Annotated in this window: 18 protein-coding genes, 1 tRNA gene and 1 pseudogene; 5 read left to right on the top strand and 15 right to left on the bottom strand. The window is 69.1% G+C overall.

Features of this window, described 5'->3' with window-relative positions; translation table 11 throughout:
• Nucleotides 1-15: 15 nt before the first annotated feature.
• From gcvH to clsA, 5 genes are all read right to left on the bottom strand, one after another.
• Nucleotides 16-405 (bottom strand): glycine cleavage system protein GcvH, encoded by a 390-nt coding sequence (gene gcvH, locus ABD209_RS06540; protein ID WP_344063808.1) that lies wholly within the window; start codon nt 403-405, stop codon nt 16-18.
• A 64-nt stretch (nt 406-469) separates the two neighbouring features.
• A complete protein-coding gene (locus tag ABD209_RS06545) occupies nt 470-1,255 on the bottom strand; it encodes a DUF881 domain-containing protein (protein ID WP_344063810.1) in 786 nt (261 codons plus the stop codon).
• 6 nt (nt 1,256-1,261) lie between these two features.
• Nucleotides 1,262-1,594: a small basic family protein gene (locus ABD209_RS06550; RefSeq protein WP_324386210.1), complete on the bottom strand. Its 333-nt coding sequence runs from the start codon at nt 1,592-1,594 to the stop codon at nt 1,262-1,264.
• A complete protein-coding gene (locus ABD209_RS06555; protein ID WP_344063813.1) occupies nt 1,591-2,436 on the bottom strand; it encodes a DUF881 domain-containing protein in 846 nt (281 codons plus the stop codon). The genes ABD209_RS06550 and ABD209_RS06555 overlap by 4 nt, the downstream gene beginning before the upstream one ends.
• Nucleotides 2,433-3,029, bottom strand: coding sequence for a cardiolipin synthase ClsA (clsA, locus tag ABD209_RS06560; protein WP_344063815.1), 597 nt, complete (start codon nt 3,027-3,029; stop codon nt 2,433-2,435). The genes ABD209_RS06555 and clsA overlap by 4 nt, the downstream gene beginning before the upstream one ends.
• Nucleotides 3,030-3,106: 77 nt before the next feature.
• Between clsA and ABD209_RS06565 the strand changes: the two genes are divergently transcribed.
• Nucleotides 3,107-4,264 (top strand): MalY/PatB family protein, encoded by a 1,158-nt coding sequence (locus ABD209_RS06565; protein WP_344063817.1) that lies wholly within the window; start codon nt 3,107-3,109, stop codon nt 4,262-4,264.
• 304 nt (nt 4,265-4,568) lie between these two features.
• Complete coding sequence (locus ABD209_RS06570) at nt 4,569-5,063, top strand: Ig-like domain-containing protein (protein ID WP_344063820.1); 495 nt, start codon at nt 4,569-4,571, stop codon at nt 5,061-5,063.
• On the opposite strand, the gene ABD209_RS06575 is transcribed toward ABD209_RS06570, so the two are convergent.
• The gene (locus ABD209_RS06575) at nt 5,057-5,188 is read right to left on the bottom strand and encodes a hypothetical protein (protein ID WP_344063823.1); all 132 of its coding nucleotides are present in this window, start codon (nt 5,186-5,188) and stop codon (nt 5,057-5,059) included. The two genes, ABD209_RS06570 and ABD209_RS06575, sit on opposite strands and share 7 nt — an antisense overlap.
• A gap of 185 nt (nt 5,189-5,373) precedes the next feature.
• Between ABD209_RS06575 and ABD209_RS06580 the strand changes: the two genes are divergently transcribed.
• The 3 genes and pseudogenes from ABD209_RS06580 (at nt 5,374) to ABD209_RS06585 (ending at nt 7,289) form a co-directional block, all read left to right on the top strand.
• Nucleotides 5,374-6,645, top strand: coding sequence for an Ig-like domain-containing protein (locus ABD209_RS06580; RefSeq protein ID WP_344063826.1), 1,272 nt, complete (start codon nt 5,374-5,376; stop codon nt 6,643-6,645).
• Nucleotides 6,530-6,901: pseudogene (locus tag ABD209_RS19765) on the top strand (Ig-like domain-containing protein); the annotation flags it as partial. The gene ABD209_RS06580 and the pseudogene ABD209_RS19765, both read left to right, overlap by 116 nt.
• A 145-nt stretch (nt 6,902-7,046) precedes the next feature.
• Nucleotides 7,047-7,289, top strand: coding sequence for a hypothetical protein (locus ABD209_RS06585; RefSeq protein WP_344063829.1), 243 nt, complete (start codon nt 7,047-7,049; stop codon nt 7,287-7,289).
• Nucleotides 7,290-7,846: 557 nt separating this feature from the next.
• Here ABD209_RS06585 and ABD209_RS06590 read toward each other — a convergent pair.
• The 9 genes from ABD209_RS06590 to ABD209_RS06630 form a co-directional block, all read right to left on the bottom strand.
• A tRNA-Pro gene (locus ABD209_RS06590) sits at nt 7,847-7,920 on the bottom strand.
• An 87-nt stretch (nt 7,921-8,007) separates the two neighbouring features.
• Nucleotides 8,008-9,474, bottom strand: a complete 1,467-nt coding sequence (gene der, locus ABD209_RS06595; protein WP_344063832.1) for a ribosome biogenesis GTPase Der — start codon at nt 9,472-9,474, stop codon at nt 8,008-8,010.
• A gap of 47 nt (nt 9,475-9,521) precedes the next feature.
• The gene (locus tag ABD209_RS06600; protein ID WP_344063835.1) at nt 9,522-10,199 is read right to left on the bottom strand and encodes a lysophospholipid acyltransferase family protein; all 678 of its coding nucleotides are present in this window, start codon (nt 10,197-10,199) and stop codon (nt 9,522-9,524) included.
• Nucleotides 10,196-10,888, bottom strand: a complete 693-nt coding sequence (cmk, locus tag ABD209_RS06605; RefSeq protein ID WP_344063838.1) for a (d)CMP kinase — start codon at nt 10,886-10,888, stop codon at nt 10,196-10,198. Before cmk ends, ABD209_RS06600 begins: the two co-directional genes overlap by 4 nt.
• Nucleotides 10,889-10,922: 34 nt before the next feature.
• Entirely contained in the window at nt 10,923-12,035 is a 1,113-nt protein-coding gene (locus tag ABD209_RS06610; protein WP_324388059.1) for a prephenate dehydrogenase, read from the bottom strand.
• A 7-nt stretch (nt 12,036-12,042) separates the two neighbouring features.
• Nucleotides 12,043-13,086, bottom strand: coding sequence for a pseudouridine synthase (locus tag ABD209_RS06615; protein WP_344063842.1), 1,044 nt, complete (start codon nt 13,084-13,086; stop codon nt 12,043-12,045).
• Nucleotides 13,083-13,709, bottom strand: a complete 627-nt coding sequence (scpB, locus tag ABD209_RS06620; RefSeq protein WP_324387797.1) for an SMC-Scp complex subunit ScpB — start codon at nt 13,707-13,709, stop codon at nt 13,083-13,085. The genes ABD209_RS06615 and scpB overlap by 4 nt, the downstream gene beginning before the upstream one ends.
• On the bottom strand, nt 13,706-14,599 hold the full coding sequence (locus tag ABD209_RS06625; protein ID WP_344063845.1) for a segregation and condensation protein A: 894 nt from the start codon (nt 14,597-14,599) through the stop codon (nt 13,706-13,708). The genes scpB and ABD209_RS06625 overlap by 4 nt, the downstream gene beginning before the upstream one ends.
• 22 nt (nt 14,600-14,621) lie before the next feature.
• Nucleotides 14,622-15,515: a ParA family protein gene (locus ABD209_RS06630; protein ID WP_344063848.1), complete on the bottom strand. Its 894-nt coding sequence runs from the start codon at nt 15,513-15,515 to the stop codon at nt 14,622-14,624.
• Between the last annotated feature and the right edge of the window lie 42 nt (nt 15,516-15,557).

Below are 15,557 nucleotides of genomic sequence, written 5' to 3' on the forward strand. Positions count from 1 at the left end.
GGGACTGGCGGTGGTTCAGGCGAGATTGTCGCGGTAGCCAGCCGCGTCCATCAGCGCTTCGATTTGAGCGGCGTCGCCGGCGGTCATCTCGTAGACCCACCCCTCGCCGTACGGATCGGTGTTGAGCAACTCCGGTGCACCGTCGAGGGCCTCGTTGACCGCGGTGACCGTGCCGCTCAGCGGGGAGTACAAGTCGCTGACCGACTTGGTCGACTCGATCTCGCCACAGGCATCGCCCGCGGTGAGGTCGGCTCCAACGGTCGGCAAGGTGACATAGACGACGTCGCCGAGCGCATCCTGCGCGTATGCCGTGATGCCCACCCGAACGGTGTCGGCCGCACCCAGACGCACCCACTCGTGCTCAGGGGTGTAACGCAGATCTTCGGGGTAGTCGAACTCCGTCATGGCAGCGGCTCCTTCGTCGTCGGTCTGTGTCAACCCTAATGTGCCCAAGACGCAGCTTCCGCCGCTAGCCCGAGGTCGGTGACGGTGAGGGTACCGGCTCGGCGAATCGCGGTGTGCTCGGGGTGACCACGGCCGTGATCTGCACCGACTCGACAGGCACGATGGTGACCTCACCGCCGGCATTACGCACCGACTCCTGCACCCCGCCGGGGATGCCCATCGCCGAGGAGAGCGTCTGGGCATCGCCGATGACCAGGAAGGTGTAGGGGGCGCTCACGCTGGTGCCGGACACGCTGACGGCGCCGTCGCTCTCGGTGAAGAAGGTCTGGGCGACCACGCGGACGTCGCCGATTTGGACGACCTCCGCCCCCGCGTCCCGCAGCTCCTGCAGGGTGTCGAGCAGGAGGGTTGCACCGACCTTGCCCTGCGGATCGGTGATCGTCATCTTGATGCCCGGTCCCTGCGCCGGGACGGTGCCCGCGAGGATCGCCAGCGAATCCGCACGTGACTTCGTCAGAGCCAAGGCGGCGGCCTCGCTGTCGGCGCCGCTGGCGAGCCGGTCCTGAGTGCGCTCCAACTCCCGCAACTGGACGCCGAGGCGGACCCCCTCCTGGGTGACGGTGTCGAGGATCCCGACGAGATCCTGCTCGCGCAGCGTCTCAAGGCCCTGGCTGCGCGTCTGACGTACCTGCGTGGCGATGGCGAATCCGAGCAGCAGCGCCAAGCACAGCGCCAGCAGATTGGCTCGGGTCGGCCGCGGACCGCCCATCCGGATCAGGCGACGCCAGGCGCCTCGGTCGTCGCCGGCCGGCGGGGTGGGCGGCGCACTCGCGGAGTCGTCGATCGGCATACGGGATCAGGCGTGGAAGAGGTGGCGGCGGATGGCGGCCACGTTGGAGAAGATGCGCACGCCGAGGACGACGACGACGCCAGTGGACAGTTGTGAGCCGACGCCGAGTTGATCGCCGAGGAAGACGATCACCGCGGCGACCACGACATTCGACAGGAACGAGACGACAAAGACTTTGTCGTTGAAGTTGCCGTCCAGCACAGCGCGAATGCCGCCGAAGACCGCGTCGAGGGCCGCGATGACGGCGATGGGCAGGTAGGGCTGCAGCCAGAGCGGCACGTCCGGTTTGACGACGAGGCCAATGAGGATGCCGGCCACCAGGCCGAGAGCGGGGATCACGAGCTGCCTTCTGTCGGTCGGTGGGCGCGTTCGGTGGCCGGCACGGGCGCGCCCGGGAGGGTCACATCGCCTTGGGTGGAGATGTCGGAGCGGATTCCGTAGTTGTCGGTCAAGGATTTCACGTATGCCGCGCCCAGGCCCGCCCCGAAACGCGCCAGCAGCGTGTCGGGGTCACCGATCGCCACGATCCGGTAGGGCGGCACGAGCGGCCGGTAGTTGACGAGGATCGCGCTCCCGGCAAAACGGATGGGCGATCTGGCGGTCAGCCGCTGCCCGTTGATCGCGATGGCCTCGGCGCCGGCTTCCCACAGGGCGTTGGTGACGATGAAGACGTCCCGCGAGAGCACCGTGCCGGTGGTTCCGTCGGACCCGCTCGCCGCCGTCGCGGCGTCATCGAGGGTGACGGTGATGCCGGGACCGTGCACGGCCTCGATCCCGGTGGTCAGGCGGAGCTTGTCGATCTCGCCGGACAGGCCGCTCAGTTGCGCCCGCGACAGAGCGGCTCGTTCCAGCGTGGCGATGTCGCGGGCGCGCTCCTGGATCGCCCCCGAACGCTCATCGACGAGAGTGCGATGAGCGTCGATTTGGGCGATCAGATCGGCGCGGACTTTGGCGCCCGCGACCTGATCCGTGCGCAAAGTGGTCGAAGCCAGGGCAAGAAGCAGGCCGATGAGCATCGCGGTAACGACGACGACCGGGGTGCCGACCGGGGTGGCCCCGGGCAATCCGGCGCGTTCGCGGCGCGCGGCGGCCGCGGCATACGCCGGGTCTTGGGGACGCTCGATCATCGCGGTGATCAGCGTCATGGACTCATCGACGCGCCGCGTCGTGGGGGCGGTCATACGGGAGAGCTGCGGGCGGCGCGCAGGTAACGGCGCAGTTGCGCGGCATACATCAGACCGGCGACCCAATAGAGCACCACACCCCACCAGGCGAAGCCCCAGCCGATCGGGCGGGCCCAGGTGGCGGGAGTGCCCGTGCCGTCGGCGAGCAGCAGCAGGGGGAACGCATAGAGCAGATTGAAGGTCGCGGCCTTGCCGACGAAATGCACAGGCAACTCACGCAGGCCGCGGGTGCGGGCGATGAGGAGCAATACCGTGAGGAAGACCTCGCGGCCGATCAGGACCACGACCAGCCACCACGGGATGATCTCGCGCCAGGCCAGCCCGAGCAGCGTGGTCAGAATGTAGAGCCGGTCGGCGACGGGATCGAGGACCGCACCCAGATTCGAGACCAGTCCGAAGGAGCGGGCGATCTTCCCGTCGAGGTAATCGCTGATCCCCGAGCCCATGAGCACGAGCAGCGCGAGCCCGTCGCGATGGGTCAGGATCGCCCAGAGAAAGACCGGGAGGCCGAGCAGGCGAAGCATGGACAAGACGTTGGGGATGGTCCAGACCCGATCCGCCGTTCCTGTTGCCACTGCCTCACGAGCCACACCGGAAGCCTAAACGGTGGGCCGAGCAGCGGCGTTACATTCCCTTCGACATCCCACCGACGACGAGAGACTTCCGTATGAGTGAGCGCATCCTCGATCTCGACCTGGCCGCCTTGCGCGAGCGCACGAGCGCCAAGTGGACGGCCTATCCCCCCGACGTCATCCCGGCCTGGGTAGCCGAGATGGACGTGCGCCTGGCCCCCGAGGTGCGCTCGGCCCTGGGCGCTGCCCTCGACTTGGGCGACACGGGGTATCCGACCGCGCCGACCTACACCTCTGCCTTCGTCGACTTCGCCCACCGGCACTGGGGCTGGGCGGTCGCGCCGGAACTGACTCGCCTGGCGCCGGACGTGATGATGGGCATCCTGCTGCTGCTGTTGAAGGTGACCGACGAGGGCGACAGCGTGGTGATCAACGATCCGGTCTATCCGCCGTTCGATCACTTCCCCCGGCTCGCCGGGCGTCAGGTGCTCCGTGCCGAGTTGACGGTCGATGATCGACTCGATCTCCAGACCCTCGAGAGCGCCTTCGCCGCGGCTACGCGGACCGGCCGGCGAGCGGCATACCTGCTGTGCAGCCCCCACAACCCGACGGGCACTGTCCACGATGTGGAGGAGCTGTCCGCCCTGGCGCGGTTGGCGCACCGCTACGGCGTCACGGTGATCTCGGATGAGATCCACGCACCGATCGTCTATGCGCCATCGACTTTCGTGCCCCATTTGACCGTGCCAATGACAGAGGGTGCTTTTGCCGTGCATTCCGCGGCAAAGACATTCTCGTTGGCGGGCCTCAAGGCCGGCATGCTCGTCGGCGGCAGCGACGGCGCGGCGGTTCTCCAGCAGTTGGCCCACGGCCCGAACGCGAGCCTGTCCGGGGTCATCGCGCAGTCCACCGCCTGGGTCCACGGGGACGCTTGGTTGGCGCGATTGCTTGCCGAACTGGACGAGAACCGGCGTCTCGTCGTTGAACAGCTTGCACGGGACCTGCCCGAGATCACCGTCAGAATGCCGGCGGCCACGTACTTGATGTGGCTGGATTGCCGGGCGCTGGAGCTTGCCGAGGATCCGGCCGCCTTCTTCCTCGACCGGGCTCGAGTAGCCCTGAATTCCGGGCCGACCTTCGGCCCGCGCGGGTCGGGCCATGTCCGTTTGAACATCGCCACCTCCCCCGCGATCCTGGGCGAGATAGTTGACCGTTTGACAGCTTCTGTGCGGGAGCGTTCGCGTCATAGATAACTTGTGACATTCGAAGTCCCGCCTATTGAGCGGCCCCGGAGAGACTCTCCGGGGCCGTTTCGTTATATGCGCGCAAAAGCGTTTCCGCGATTAGCTAAAAGATCATTCATGGATTCCCTGAACCCCTGAGCTGCGGTTCCAACCGTGGGTAACGTCAAAATTCGGATATTGCCGAGGGTAAACATGACGTTGTTACCTTGCCACATCGCGAGACACGGCTTTCCCTCTTTGTTATTTGGCTGACCGAGGAGTAGCTTCGTCATTTTTCCACGTGGCGAAAGCCATGATCGATGAAATGATTCCCATGTCGAACGCGTATCGCGCCCGGCACACCGCGCCCAAGACCCGCTCCGGTCGCGGCACCGCGGTCGTTGCCGCGACCGGTCTACTGACCACGCCGACCCTCGCTTCAATCCCCGTATTCACCGCCGTCGGCGCGCTCGCGATGGCCACGTCCGCCTCCGCCCCGACCGAGATCGCCGTCACCAACTTCGCCGCGACACTGGACACGCCGGCATCGGGTTCAAAGATCAACACCACGGACACGATGAAGCTCAGCTGGAGCTTCGATGTCCCGAGCGGGGCGACCGAAGGCGACACCCCGACCTTCACCCTGCCGAACCATGTCCAGGGCGCGCCCGTCTGCGGCATGCAGGTCCCGGACGCAGACGGCAACATCGTGGGCACGCCCTCGGGGAGCGGTCAGACCTACAGGTTGATCTACAGCAGCTATGTCAACACCCACGAGAATGTGTCGGTCCACATCACCCGCACGCTCTCCCCCATCGCCGCTCAGTAGACCAACAACACGAGCAAGGACATCTCGGTCACCAACGCCGGCAACACGGCCATCCGTGGACAGCTGACGCTCTCGTACTCGGAGAACCTCGGCTTCAGCGAGTCGACGACGCTGGCCCAGAGCACGCAGAGCGCCCAGCCCGGGTTCGCTTACCTCTATCCGCCCCGTACTTCAAGCCTGCCGACGTCGGCGTCCAGATGACGCAGACCTTCAACATCGACCCGGGCTCACAGCCGGACGCGACGTTCAACTGTGACGCATCACCGGGGCGAACGGCGTCCGCTACTTCTATGGGCCGGACAAGGGCAACGTGACCGGCTACTTCGCCTCCTCGGCCAGCGATCCGCTCAACAGGCAGGTCGTCTCGTGCACCGACACCCAGGTCACCGTCACCTATACCCAGACCGAGGCCTACAAGGGCTTCACCTTGACGCTTGTCGGGGCGCGCGTCGGCACGACCGGTGACGCGGTCCTGCTGACCGAGGACGCCATCGTTAACAGTGTCACCGGTCCGTACCACGTCACGACGATCCGCACCTCGGGTGCCACCGGCGTCACCACTGTCAGCTCGTCATCCTTCAACTTCGGCGGCGCCGGCGGTGGCGGGATCCAGACGCCCAAGGCATCCATCGTCGCCTACATCGCCGACAAGACTCCGAACAGACCCTCCGGCCTGACCGCAGACGGCCAGAACTCGGACGCCAACACCGCGCCCAGTGTCTCGATTCTTCCCGGAACGACCAAGCTGTCCCTCGTCGTCAAGAACACCGGGTATGTCGACCAGACCGGTGGCGTCGTCAAGGACTCGAGCGGACATGTGGTCGCCAACGTTCCGGCCCTCGCCGCCGGGGCAACCACCGTCGTCGTCATCGACGCGACGGTCGCGGAGAACGCCCAGTTCACCGAGACCTACTCCGTCGTGATGTCCGGCCCGAACTCCGACTCCTCTCCGGTTTCGGACCCGGTGAACGCCAAGGGCATCGATGTCACCCCGGAGGCGAGCGCCGACACCGCGACGACCGACTACGCCACGCCGGTCACCATCGACGTCCTGGGCAAGGACGCGCCGGGGACTTCGACCTACCCGCTCGACCCCTCCACCCTGACCCTCATCGACGCCAGCGGCAACGCGGTCTCGACCCTGACGGTCTCGGGCGGCACCTACAAGGTCGTCAACGGCAAGATCGTCTTCACCCCCGCCGCGAAGTTCACGGGCACCGCCGGCACGGTCAAGTACCAGGTCGCCGACACCCTCGGCAACACCGCGAGCTCGACCGTCACGGTCACCGTCAAGACCGTCAAGCCAACGGCGGCGAACGACACCGCAACGACCGAGGCCCGCACTCCGGTCACGGTCGACGTCCTGGCCAATGACGCTGGTGGCGCCACCGACCTGCCGCTCGACCCGACCACCCTGAAGCTGATCGACGGCAGCGGCAACGCCGTCAACTCGGTGAACGTGGTCGGTGGCACCTACTCCGCGGTCAGCGGCAAGGTCGTCTTCACCCCGGACGCCAACTTCCCTGGGACCGCGCCGTCGGTGCGCTACGAGGTCTCCGACGAACTCGGCAACACCCCGTGACCGTTGCGGTGAGTCCGTTGCGCCGAAGGCTGACGCCGACAGTGCGACGACCCCGGTCCGCACCCCGGTGACCATCGACGTGCTGGCAAACGACTCCGCGGGTTCCGCGGCTGTGCCGTTGGTCGCGTCCTCGCTGGTGCTGATCGACGGCAATGGCAACGCGGTCACCACGCTGAGCGTCTCGGGTGGCACCTACTCGGTCGTCGGCGGCAAGGTCGTCTTCACCCCGAATGCCGACTTCGCCGGTACCGCTCCGGCGGCGACTTACAGGGTCTCGTACGACATGGGCAATACCGTCAGCTCGACGGTGTCGGTCGATGTCACCACGGTGACCCCGATCGCCCGCCCGGACACGGCGACCACCTACCGCAACACCTCGGTCACGGTCGATGTCCTCGCCAATGACTGCGCGGGCGCACCCAATGCCGCTCGTGCTGTCCACCCTGACGCTGCTAGACATCAATGGCAACGCGGTCAGCTCGGTCCGGGTCAACGGCGGCACCTACAAGGTCGTCAACGGCAAGGTCGTCTTCACGCCGGACGGCTGGTTCCTCGGTCGTGTGGACGCGGTGAAGTGTCAGGTCCAGACGCAGTCCGGGATCAAGCTCACCGCCTACGTTCAGGGCTCGGTCGACTGGTGCTGACCGGTCGCTGACCGTCCAAGCTGAAACGGTCCGCCCCCCGCTCCCGGGGGCGGGCCGTTTCGTCATCACCGGATGATTACCGGCAGTAGAGGCGGCAACGAGTGCGCGATACCGCCCACTTTGACTCCGATACGGGTCAGTAATGCTGGCTCCCCGTATGCGCGCGCCAGGTCAGTGTGCCGGGCGCGGCCAGCGCACGTCGTCGACGCACATGGCTATTTGGTGGCCGGTCCGACGCAGGCCCCGTCGACCAGCGTCCGGGAGCCCAAAGGCCGAGCAAGGTGCACGTCGAGCGGCACTTGGTCGTTGCCCAAGCAGGTGCCAGATCGTGCGGTGGATGGTGCGACAAACGCCGTGATGACGATGCTGTCCGCCCCTTCGGCGGCGCGCGGCGCCTTCACCTGCCCGGTCTCGCCGCTATTGCACTCGAACCGCGAGACCAGGATGGTCAGCGAGGTCGTCGCCGGGTCGGGGTCCGATGTCGCCGGGAGATCCCAAGGACCCCGGAGCTGACGACGCGCCAGAGCCCATATCCCTTGTCGCACAACGGCACTCGGTCGGGCTGACAGGATTTGAACCTGCGACCCCTTGACCCCCAGTCAAGTGCGCTACCAAACTGCGCCACAGCCCGTGGCAATGCCCTCCCGTGCGTGGAAGGGCAGGCGCAAGCTTAACCCATCGCCCAGGTGCCACCGAATCGTGGCCACGCCGGGCGGAGTCAGCGCTTGCGCTTCTCGCGGACGCGTACCGACAACTCGATCGGACTGCCCTCGAAGCCGAACATCTCGCGCAGTTTCCGCTCCAGGAAGCGCCGGTAGCCGGCCTCAATGAAGCCGGTGGCGAAGATGACGAAGCGGGGCGGCCGGGTGCTCGCCTGGGTGGCGAAGAGGATCCGCGGCTGCTTGCCGCCCCGGACCGGGTGCGGGTGAGCCGCGACGACCTCGCCGAGGAAGGCGTTGAGGCGCGCAGTGGGGATGCGCTGATCCCAGGAGTCGAGCGCGACCTCCAAAGCCGGCACCAGGCGATCCGTATGCCGCCCGGTCCGCGCCGAGATATTGACGCGGGGCGCCCAGGAGACCTGGACGAACTCGCGCTCGATCTCCCGCTCGAGGTAGTAGCGGCGCTCCGCATCCAGCAGGTCCCACTTGTTGAAGGCCAGCACCAGGGCCCGCCCGGAGTCGATCACCTGCTGGACGACCCGGATGTCCTGCTCGGTGATCGAGGATTCGGCGTCGATCAGCACGATCGCGACCTCGGCCTTCTCCAGCGCCGTCTGGGTGCGCAGCGAGGCATAGAAGTCGGCGCCCTTGGTCTGGTGCACCCGGCGGCGGATGCCGGCGGTGTCGACGAAGATCCAGGGCCGCCCACCGAGCTCGATCAGCTCATCGACCGGGTCGCGCGTCGTGCCCGCGAGGTCGTCGACGACGACCCGGGTGGTGCCCGCCAGCTTGTTCAGCAGCGAGGACTTGCCGACGTTCGGGCGCCCGATGAGCGCGACGCGGCGCGGACCGCCCTCGACGGGACGATCACCGGCGACTGCGGAGGTCGCCGGGAGCACCTCGAGCAGCCGGTCGAGGAAGTCCCCCGAGCCGCGGCCGTGAAGGGCGGAGACGGCATACGGCTCGCCGAGGCCGAGATTCCACAAGGTGAGGGCATCGGTCTCGGTGCGCTCGTCGTCGGCCTTGTTGGCCACGAGGATCACCGGCTTGCCGGCCCGGCGCAGCAGTTTGACGACGGCCTCGTCGTCGTCCGTTGCGCCGACCTTGGCATCGACGACGAAGACCACGACGTCGGCGAGGTCGACCGCGACTTCGGCCTGTTCGGCGACCCGCAGGTGGATGCCGGTGGCGTCGATCGACCAGCCGCCGGTGTCGACGACGGTGAAGCGGCGGCCGGCCCATTCCGCGTCATACGACACGCGGTCACGGGTGACGCCGGGGACGTCCTCGACGACGGCTTCGCGCCGGCGCAGGATGCGGTTGACGAGGGTCGACTTGCCGACATTCGGGCGGCCGACGATGGCGACCACGGGGACCGGGCCGGTGCCCGCCGCCCCGGACTCATCGGGAGCCAGGCCGTCGACGAGGGCGCGGTCCTCGTCGGTCAGCTCGAAGTCCGCCAGGCCGGCACGCAAGGCCCGGTCGAGGGCGTCGTCATCGGCCGGCGGCCGGGTCACACTGGTCATCCGACCATTGTCCCGTATGCCCGCTGCCCCGCCGACCAGCGACGAGATCAGCTCCAGAGGTCGGGCGGGATGTCGGTGGGCAGCGGGATGCCGTGTTCGGCGGACGCGGCCGACACGTGGGTGGCCAGGGCAGTGCGGATCTGCTCCGCCGCAACCTCGAGACGCTTCTTGCCGGGCACACCCATCGGCGGCGTGGGAATGATCGGGCGGGCGAAGTCGACCACCAACCGGGACCGCGGTCGCGGCACCGAGTCCGCGAGGCGGCCGGTCGCGCGGGTGCCGAGAACGGCGGTCGGCACCACCGCCGCCCGCGACTGCAGAGCGAGCCAGGCCACCCCCTTGTTCGCGGTCGCGAGATCCCCCTTGCCCCGCGCGCCCTCGGGGAAGATCCCGACCACGCCATTGCGCTTGAGCACCTCCAGCGCCTGCCCGAGGCCAGTCCGGTCGCCGTGGGCCTCCGCGAGCGGGATCTGCCCGCTCAGGCGCAGCAGCGGCCCGACGGCGCGGTCGAAGGAGCCGTCCCACACCAGGAAGTGCGAGGGCCGGGGCGCCATCCCGAGCACGAGAGCGCCGTCGAGGAAACCGAGGTGGTTTGCGGCGAGGATCACCGGCCCGCGCCGAGGGACGTTCTCGCGGCCGTAGGCGCGACTGTCATAGAGCACGCGGAACAGGACGCTGCCCGTGTGCCTGGCCCAGACCGCCTGCCAGGGCGCGGGCCCACTCACGAGGCGCGCGCGAGCGTTGCGGTCACGATCTCGACGAGGGCGCCGACGCTGCCGTCAAAATCCAGTGCGGAGGTGTCCAGCAGGACCACGCCGTCGGCGGCCTCGGTGAACTGGGAGACAGTGGAGTCGTCCCGGTCGCGCCGCACGATTTGATCGTGCGTGGCGGCCACAGCAGCCTCGTCGGCCGAACCGTGCAGCTCGGTGCTGCGGCGCGCCAGGCGAGCCTCCTCGGACGCCGTGAGCAGAACCCGGACGTCCGCGTCGGGCGCGACAACCGTCGTGATGTCGCGGCCTTCGGCGACGACACCGCCCCAGTCTTCGGCGATCGCGTCGATGAGTTCGCGCTGCGCGTCCTGGAGGACGGCCCGCACGCCGAGGTTGGTCGCCACCGCCGAGACGACGGCGGACACCTCGCTGGTGCGGATGGCCGCGGCGATGTCTTCCTCGTCGAGGGTCACGGCCGGGTCGTCCGGATCCGCGCCCAGGCCGAGGGGGAGTTCTTCCGCCGCGGCCACCACGGCGTCGGCGTCGGACAGGTCGATGCCCTGGCGCAGGCAGTAGACGGTGACCGCGCGATACATGGCCCCGGTGTCGAGATAGCCATAGCCGAAGTGCCGCGCGACCGCGCGCGAGACGCTGGACTTGCCGGACCCCGAGGGTCCGTCGATCGCGACGACGACTGGCTGCATGGGCCCGGAGCCTACCGAGTGCGTGCCACCAGGGTCACGTATGCAGCCGCCACCCGCGCGCCGTCAGCGCAGCGATCAGCGTGGTCTCAGCCTCGGGGACGATGGAGAGCTCCAGCAGGCCGAAGGGCGCGCCGAGGCCGTGCTCGAGATTGAGTTCCTCGAGGTTGACGCCCGCGTCCCCGACGTCCTGGAAGAGCCGGCCGAGCTGGCCCGGCTCATCGGGGATCAGCACCGTCACGATCCGGTATGCCGTTTGCGGCGCCCCGTGCTTGCCCGGTAGCCGGTCGTGGCCCCGGTTGCCGGCCGCGATCGCCCCCGCAATCGTCGCCCGGGCCCCCGGGGCGAGCGCATCGGGGTCGGTCAGGGCATCGAGGGCGTCGACGACGCGTCCGAGGTCGAGCGCCAGCTCGCGCAGCACGCCCGCGACGGCCGGGGCATTGCCGGTGAGAATCTGGGTCCACAGCCGCGGATCGCTCGCCGCGATTCGAGTGACATCCCGCACGCCGGGACCGGCGAGGGCCACCGACTCCTCGGTCAGGTCGGCCAAACGCGCGGCGACGAGCGATGCGGCCACCTGGGGCACGTGCGAGACCGCGGCCACAGCCTGATCGTGTTCGGCGGGTGAGAGCACGCGGACCACCGAGCCCGCCGCCTCGGCGACGCCGCGGACCAGGCCGACTCCGGCGTCCGAGGTCTCCTCGGCCCGCGTGATCACCCAGGTGCGCCCCTCGAAGAGGTCGATGCGCGCGGCGATCGCCCCGGACCGCTCCCGGCCCGACATCGGGTGGCCACCGACATACCGCTCGGCTGCCGTGGGATTCGCGGCGAGCACATCGGCGCGCACCGCGCGCTTGACCGAGGCCACATCGGTGACGAAGGCCCGCGGCCAGCGATCCAGCGCGACGGCGACGACACCACCGGCGACATCGGGTGGCGTGGCAACTACGACGAGGTCGACCTCCCCGGGTTCCGCCACGACCCCTCCGGAGAGGTCGGCGGCCAGGGCCGCACCGGTCGGTGATCCATCGGCCAAGGTGACCCGGACGCCCGCGCGCGCGAGCACCATCGCGATGCTCGTGCCGATCAGGCCGGCACCGATGACGTGCACGCTGGCGGGCAGGCGGGCGGGCGGGATGGACGCGGGCATACGGCTCCTAGAGATCCACCGCAGCGAAGAGGGCCCCGATCTCGCCCCGCGTCAACGCGCGCGTCTTGCCGGGCTTGGTGTCACCGAGCAGGACCGGTCCGACCTGGGTGCGCGCGAGGGCGATGACCGGGTGACCGACCGCCTCCAGCAGGCGACGCACGATGTGGTTGCGCCCTTCGTGCAGGACGACCTCGACCACCGCGCGGCCGGGCGCGCTGTCGAGCAGTTTGAAGCTGTCGACGGCGACCGGGCCGTCCTCCAGCTCGATGCCGGCGCGCAACCGTTTGCCGAGATCACGCGGAATGGGGCCGGGCACCTGCGCGACATACGTCTTCCGGACCCCGTATGCCGGGTGCTGCAGCCGGTGCGCAAGCTCACCGTCGTTGGTCAGCAGTAACAAGCCCTCGGTGTCGGTGTCGAGCCGCCCGACGTGGAAGAGCCGCTCGCGGCGCTTGGCGACATAGTCGCCAACGCAGGGCCGGCCGAGCTCGTCCTGCATGGTCGTGACCACGCCGAGCGGCTTGTTGAAGGCAAGGTAGACCTTGTCCAGATCGGTCTGGACGCGCACGCCGTCGACGTGGACGACCTGCCGTAGGGGGTCGATGCGGATGCCGAGTTCGGTGACGACCTGGCCGTCCACCTCGACCCGGCCCTCGCTGATCAGCTGCTCGCAGCCACGCCGGGAGGCGACGCCGGCGGCCGCGAGAATCTTCTGCAGCCGGGTGCCGTCGGGATCGTGGACGTCGACGCGGTCGCGCTCGGGTGGTGCCGGGCTCAGGCCGCCCGGCTGCCCGAGCCGGGTCTTGGCTCCGCCGACGGGCCGGCCGCGGCCACCGCGACCTCCCGAACCGCCTCCTCCGGCCGCGCGAGCGGACGAGCCACCGCCCGGACCACCGGTGGAGCCGCGCGATCCGCCGGAGGCCCCGCGGCCGGAGCCCCCAGCCGCGCCGGGAGCGCCGCGGGGCCGTCCGCCACCTTGGCCACCACCGCTTTGCCCGCGGCCCCCGCCACGCGCGTCATTGCCGCCATTTCGGGCGGGCCGGGGCGTCATGACCGCCCCGCTTCGGCGAGGTCGTCGAGAGTCTCGACGGCGGGCAGATAGGGAGCCAACGCGGGCAACTCGCCCAGGTCACGCAGGCCGAGCCGCTCCAGGAAGTAGCCCGTCGTCCCGTAGAGCACGGCGCCGGTCTCGGACTCGGCGCCGGTCTCCTCGATCAGGCCACGCGAGAGCAGGGTGCGCACAACGCCGTCGACGTTGACACCGCGCACAGCGCTGACCCGGCCGCGGGAGATCGGCTGTCGGTAGGCGATGATCGCGAGCGTCTCGAGGGAGGCATGGCTGAGCTTGGCCTGGGCGCCGTCGAGGACGAAGCGTTCGACGGCGGCGGCGTACTCGGGCCGGCTGTAGATGCGCCAGCCCCCGCCGACCTCGCGCAGCATGAAACCGCGACCGTCGTAGTCGTCGACGAGCGCCCGCAGCGCGTCAGTGACCTCCGGGAGCGGGATCTCCAGGGCGGTCGCGAGGGCGATATCGCTGACGGGCTCATCGACGACCATGAGGATCGCTTCGATGGCCCCGGGCACCCCGCCGGGCATGGCCGCAACGTCCAGGACGTCAGGTTCGACCTCGGGGGGCGGGCCGACGGCTGGCGCCGGCTCGGTGGTCTGCGTCATGCGTGCTCCTTGATCGGTCCGGCATCGGCCGGCGGCGCCAGGTCGGATTCGTCGAATTCGTCGCTCACGGTGATCTCGCCGTCGTCGGCGCCCGTCCAGCGCACGGTCAGCTCCCCCAGCGCTTCGACCTGCTCGAAGGACACCGACGCCTCCCGGTAGAGCTCCAGCAGCGCCAGGAACCGGGCGACGATGACCAGCGTCGAGTCGGCGTCGGCAATCAGGGTGCGGAAGGTCGCGACCTGATGACGGCGCAGGCGCTCGCCGAGGATCGCCGCCTGTTCCTGGACGCTGACGGCCGGCGCGTGCAGGTGATCCAGGCCGACGCTGAGCACGGCCTTGGGGGTCATCGCCCGGGCGGCGATCTTGGCAAGTTGTTCGGGCGAGACGCCGATGATCAACTCGGGGAGCAGGGCCGCGAAGCGCGGCTCCAGACCTCCCCGGCGGGCGAGGCTCGCCCGGTTGACGGCCAGTCGCTCCGCGAACTCGCCCGCCACGTCCTTGAAGGCGCGATACTGCAGCAGCCGGGCGAAGAGCAGGTCACGCGCCTCGATCAGGGCGATGTCGTCCTCGTCCTCGGGGCGCACCTGGGGCAGCAGTCGGGCAGCCTTGAGATCGAGCAAAGTAGCCGCGACGAGCAGGAACTCGCTGGCTTGCGACAGATCCCAGTCGTTGCTCTCGCGGCGCTCGCGCAGGTGCGCGATGAACTCATCGGTCACCTGGGCGAGCGCGATCTCGGTGATATCGAGTTTGTGCTTGGCGATCAGGCCGAGCAAAAGGTCGAAGGGTCCTTCGAAGACGTCGAGGTGCACCTCGAACGCGGTGCCGGATGCCCGGCGGGTGAGCACCCCGCCGGGGACCTCGCCCTCACTGAGCAGCAGGTCGCTGGTCATCGCGCGGCGTCCCGGCGCCGGGTCACGGGGCGCTGCCGCGGGCGATCAACTCGCGCGCGAGCTGCCGGTAGGCCGCGGCACCGGGGTGGGTAGCGGCATACGTCGTGATGGGTTCGGCGGCGAGCGTTGCGTCCGGGAACTTCACGGTGCGCGCGATGACCGTATGCAGCACCTGGTCGCCGAAGTGCGCCACCACGCTCTCGACGACCTCGCGGCTGTGCAGGGTGCGGCCGTCGTACATCGTCGCGACGATGCCGTCGATGCGCAGGCCGGGGTTGAGCCGGTCGATGATCTTCTCGATCGTCTCGACGAGCAGGGCGACGCCGCGCATGGCGAAGTACTCGGTCTCCAGCGGGATGAGCACGCCATGGCTGGCGGTGAGGGCGTTGACGGTCAGCAGACCGAGGGAGGGCTGGCAGTCGATGAGGATGAGGTCGTAGTCGTCCATGACCGGGCGCAGCACCCGGGCGAGCACCTGCTCGCGGGCGACCTCACCGACGAGCTGGACCTCGGCGGCGGACAGGTCGATATTGGCCGGGACGATGTCGAGGCCGGGCACGCGGGTGGGCCGGATGATCTCGCGGATGTCATGGCCGCGCTCGATGAGCAGGTTGTAGATCGTGACGTCGAGATCATTGCTGTTGACGCCCAGGCCGACCGAGAGCGCCCCTTGGGGGTCGAAGTCGAGCAGCAGCACCTTTCGCCCGCACTCGGCGAGCGCCGCGCCGAGGTTGATGGTGGTCGTCGTCTTGCCGACGCCACCCTTCTGGTTGCACAGGGAGATGACGCGGGCCGGGCCGTGACCGGCGAGCGGGGCCGGGTCGGGGAAGACGGGCAGCGGGCGGCCCGTAGGCCCCGTCGTGCCGACGAAGGCCGCATCGATGCCGGGGAGGACCTCGGCCTCGTCCACCGTCATTCCTCCACACCCTGCCGATTGCCGTCGCGGTCAGCCTCGCGC

The organism is Nostocoides vanveenii (genome assembly GCF_039531165.1).
Taxonomy (GTDB): domain Bacteria; phylum Actinomycetota; class Actinomycetes; order Actinomycetales; family Dermatophilaceae; genus Nostocoides_A; species Nostocoides_A vanveenii.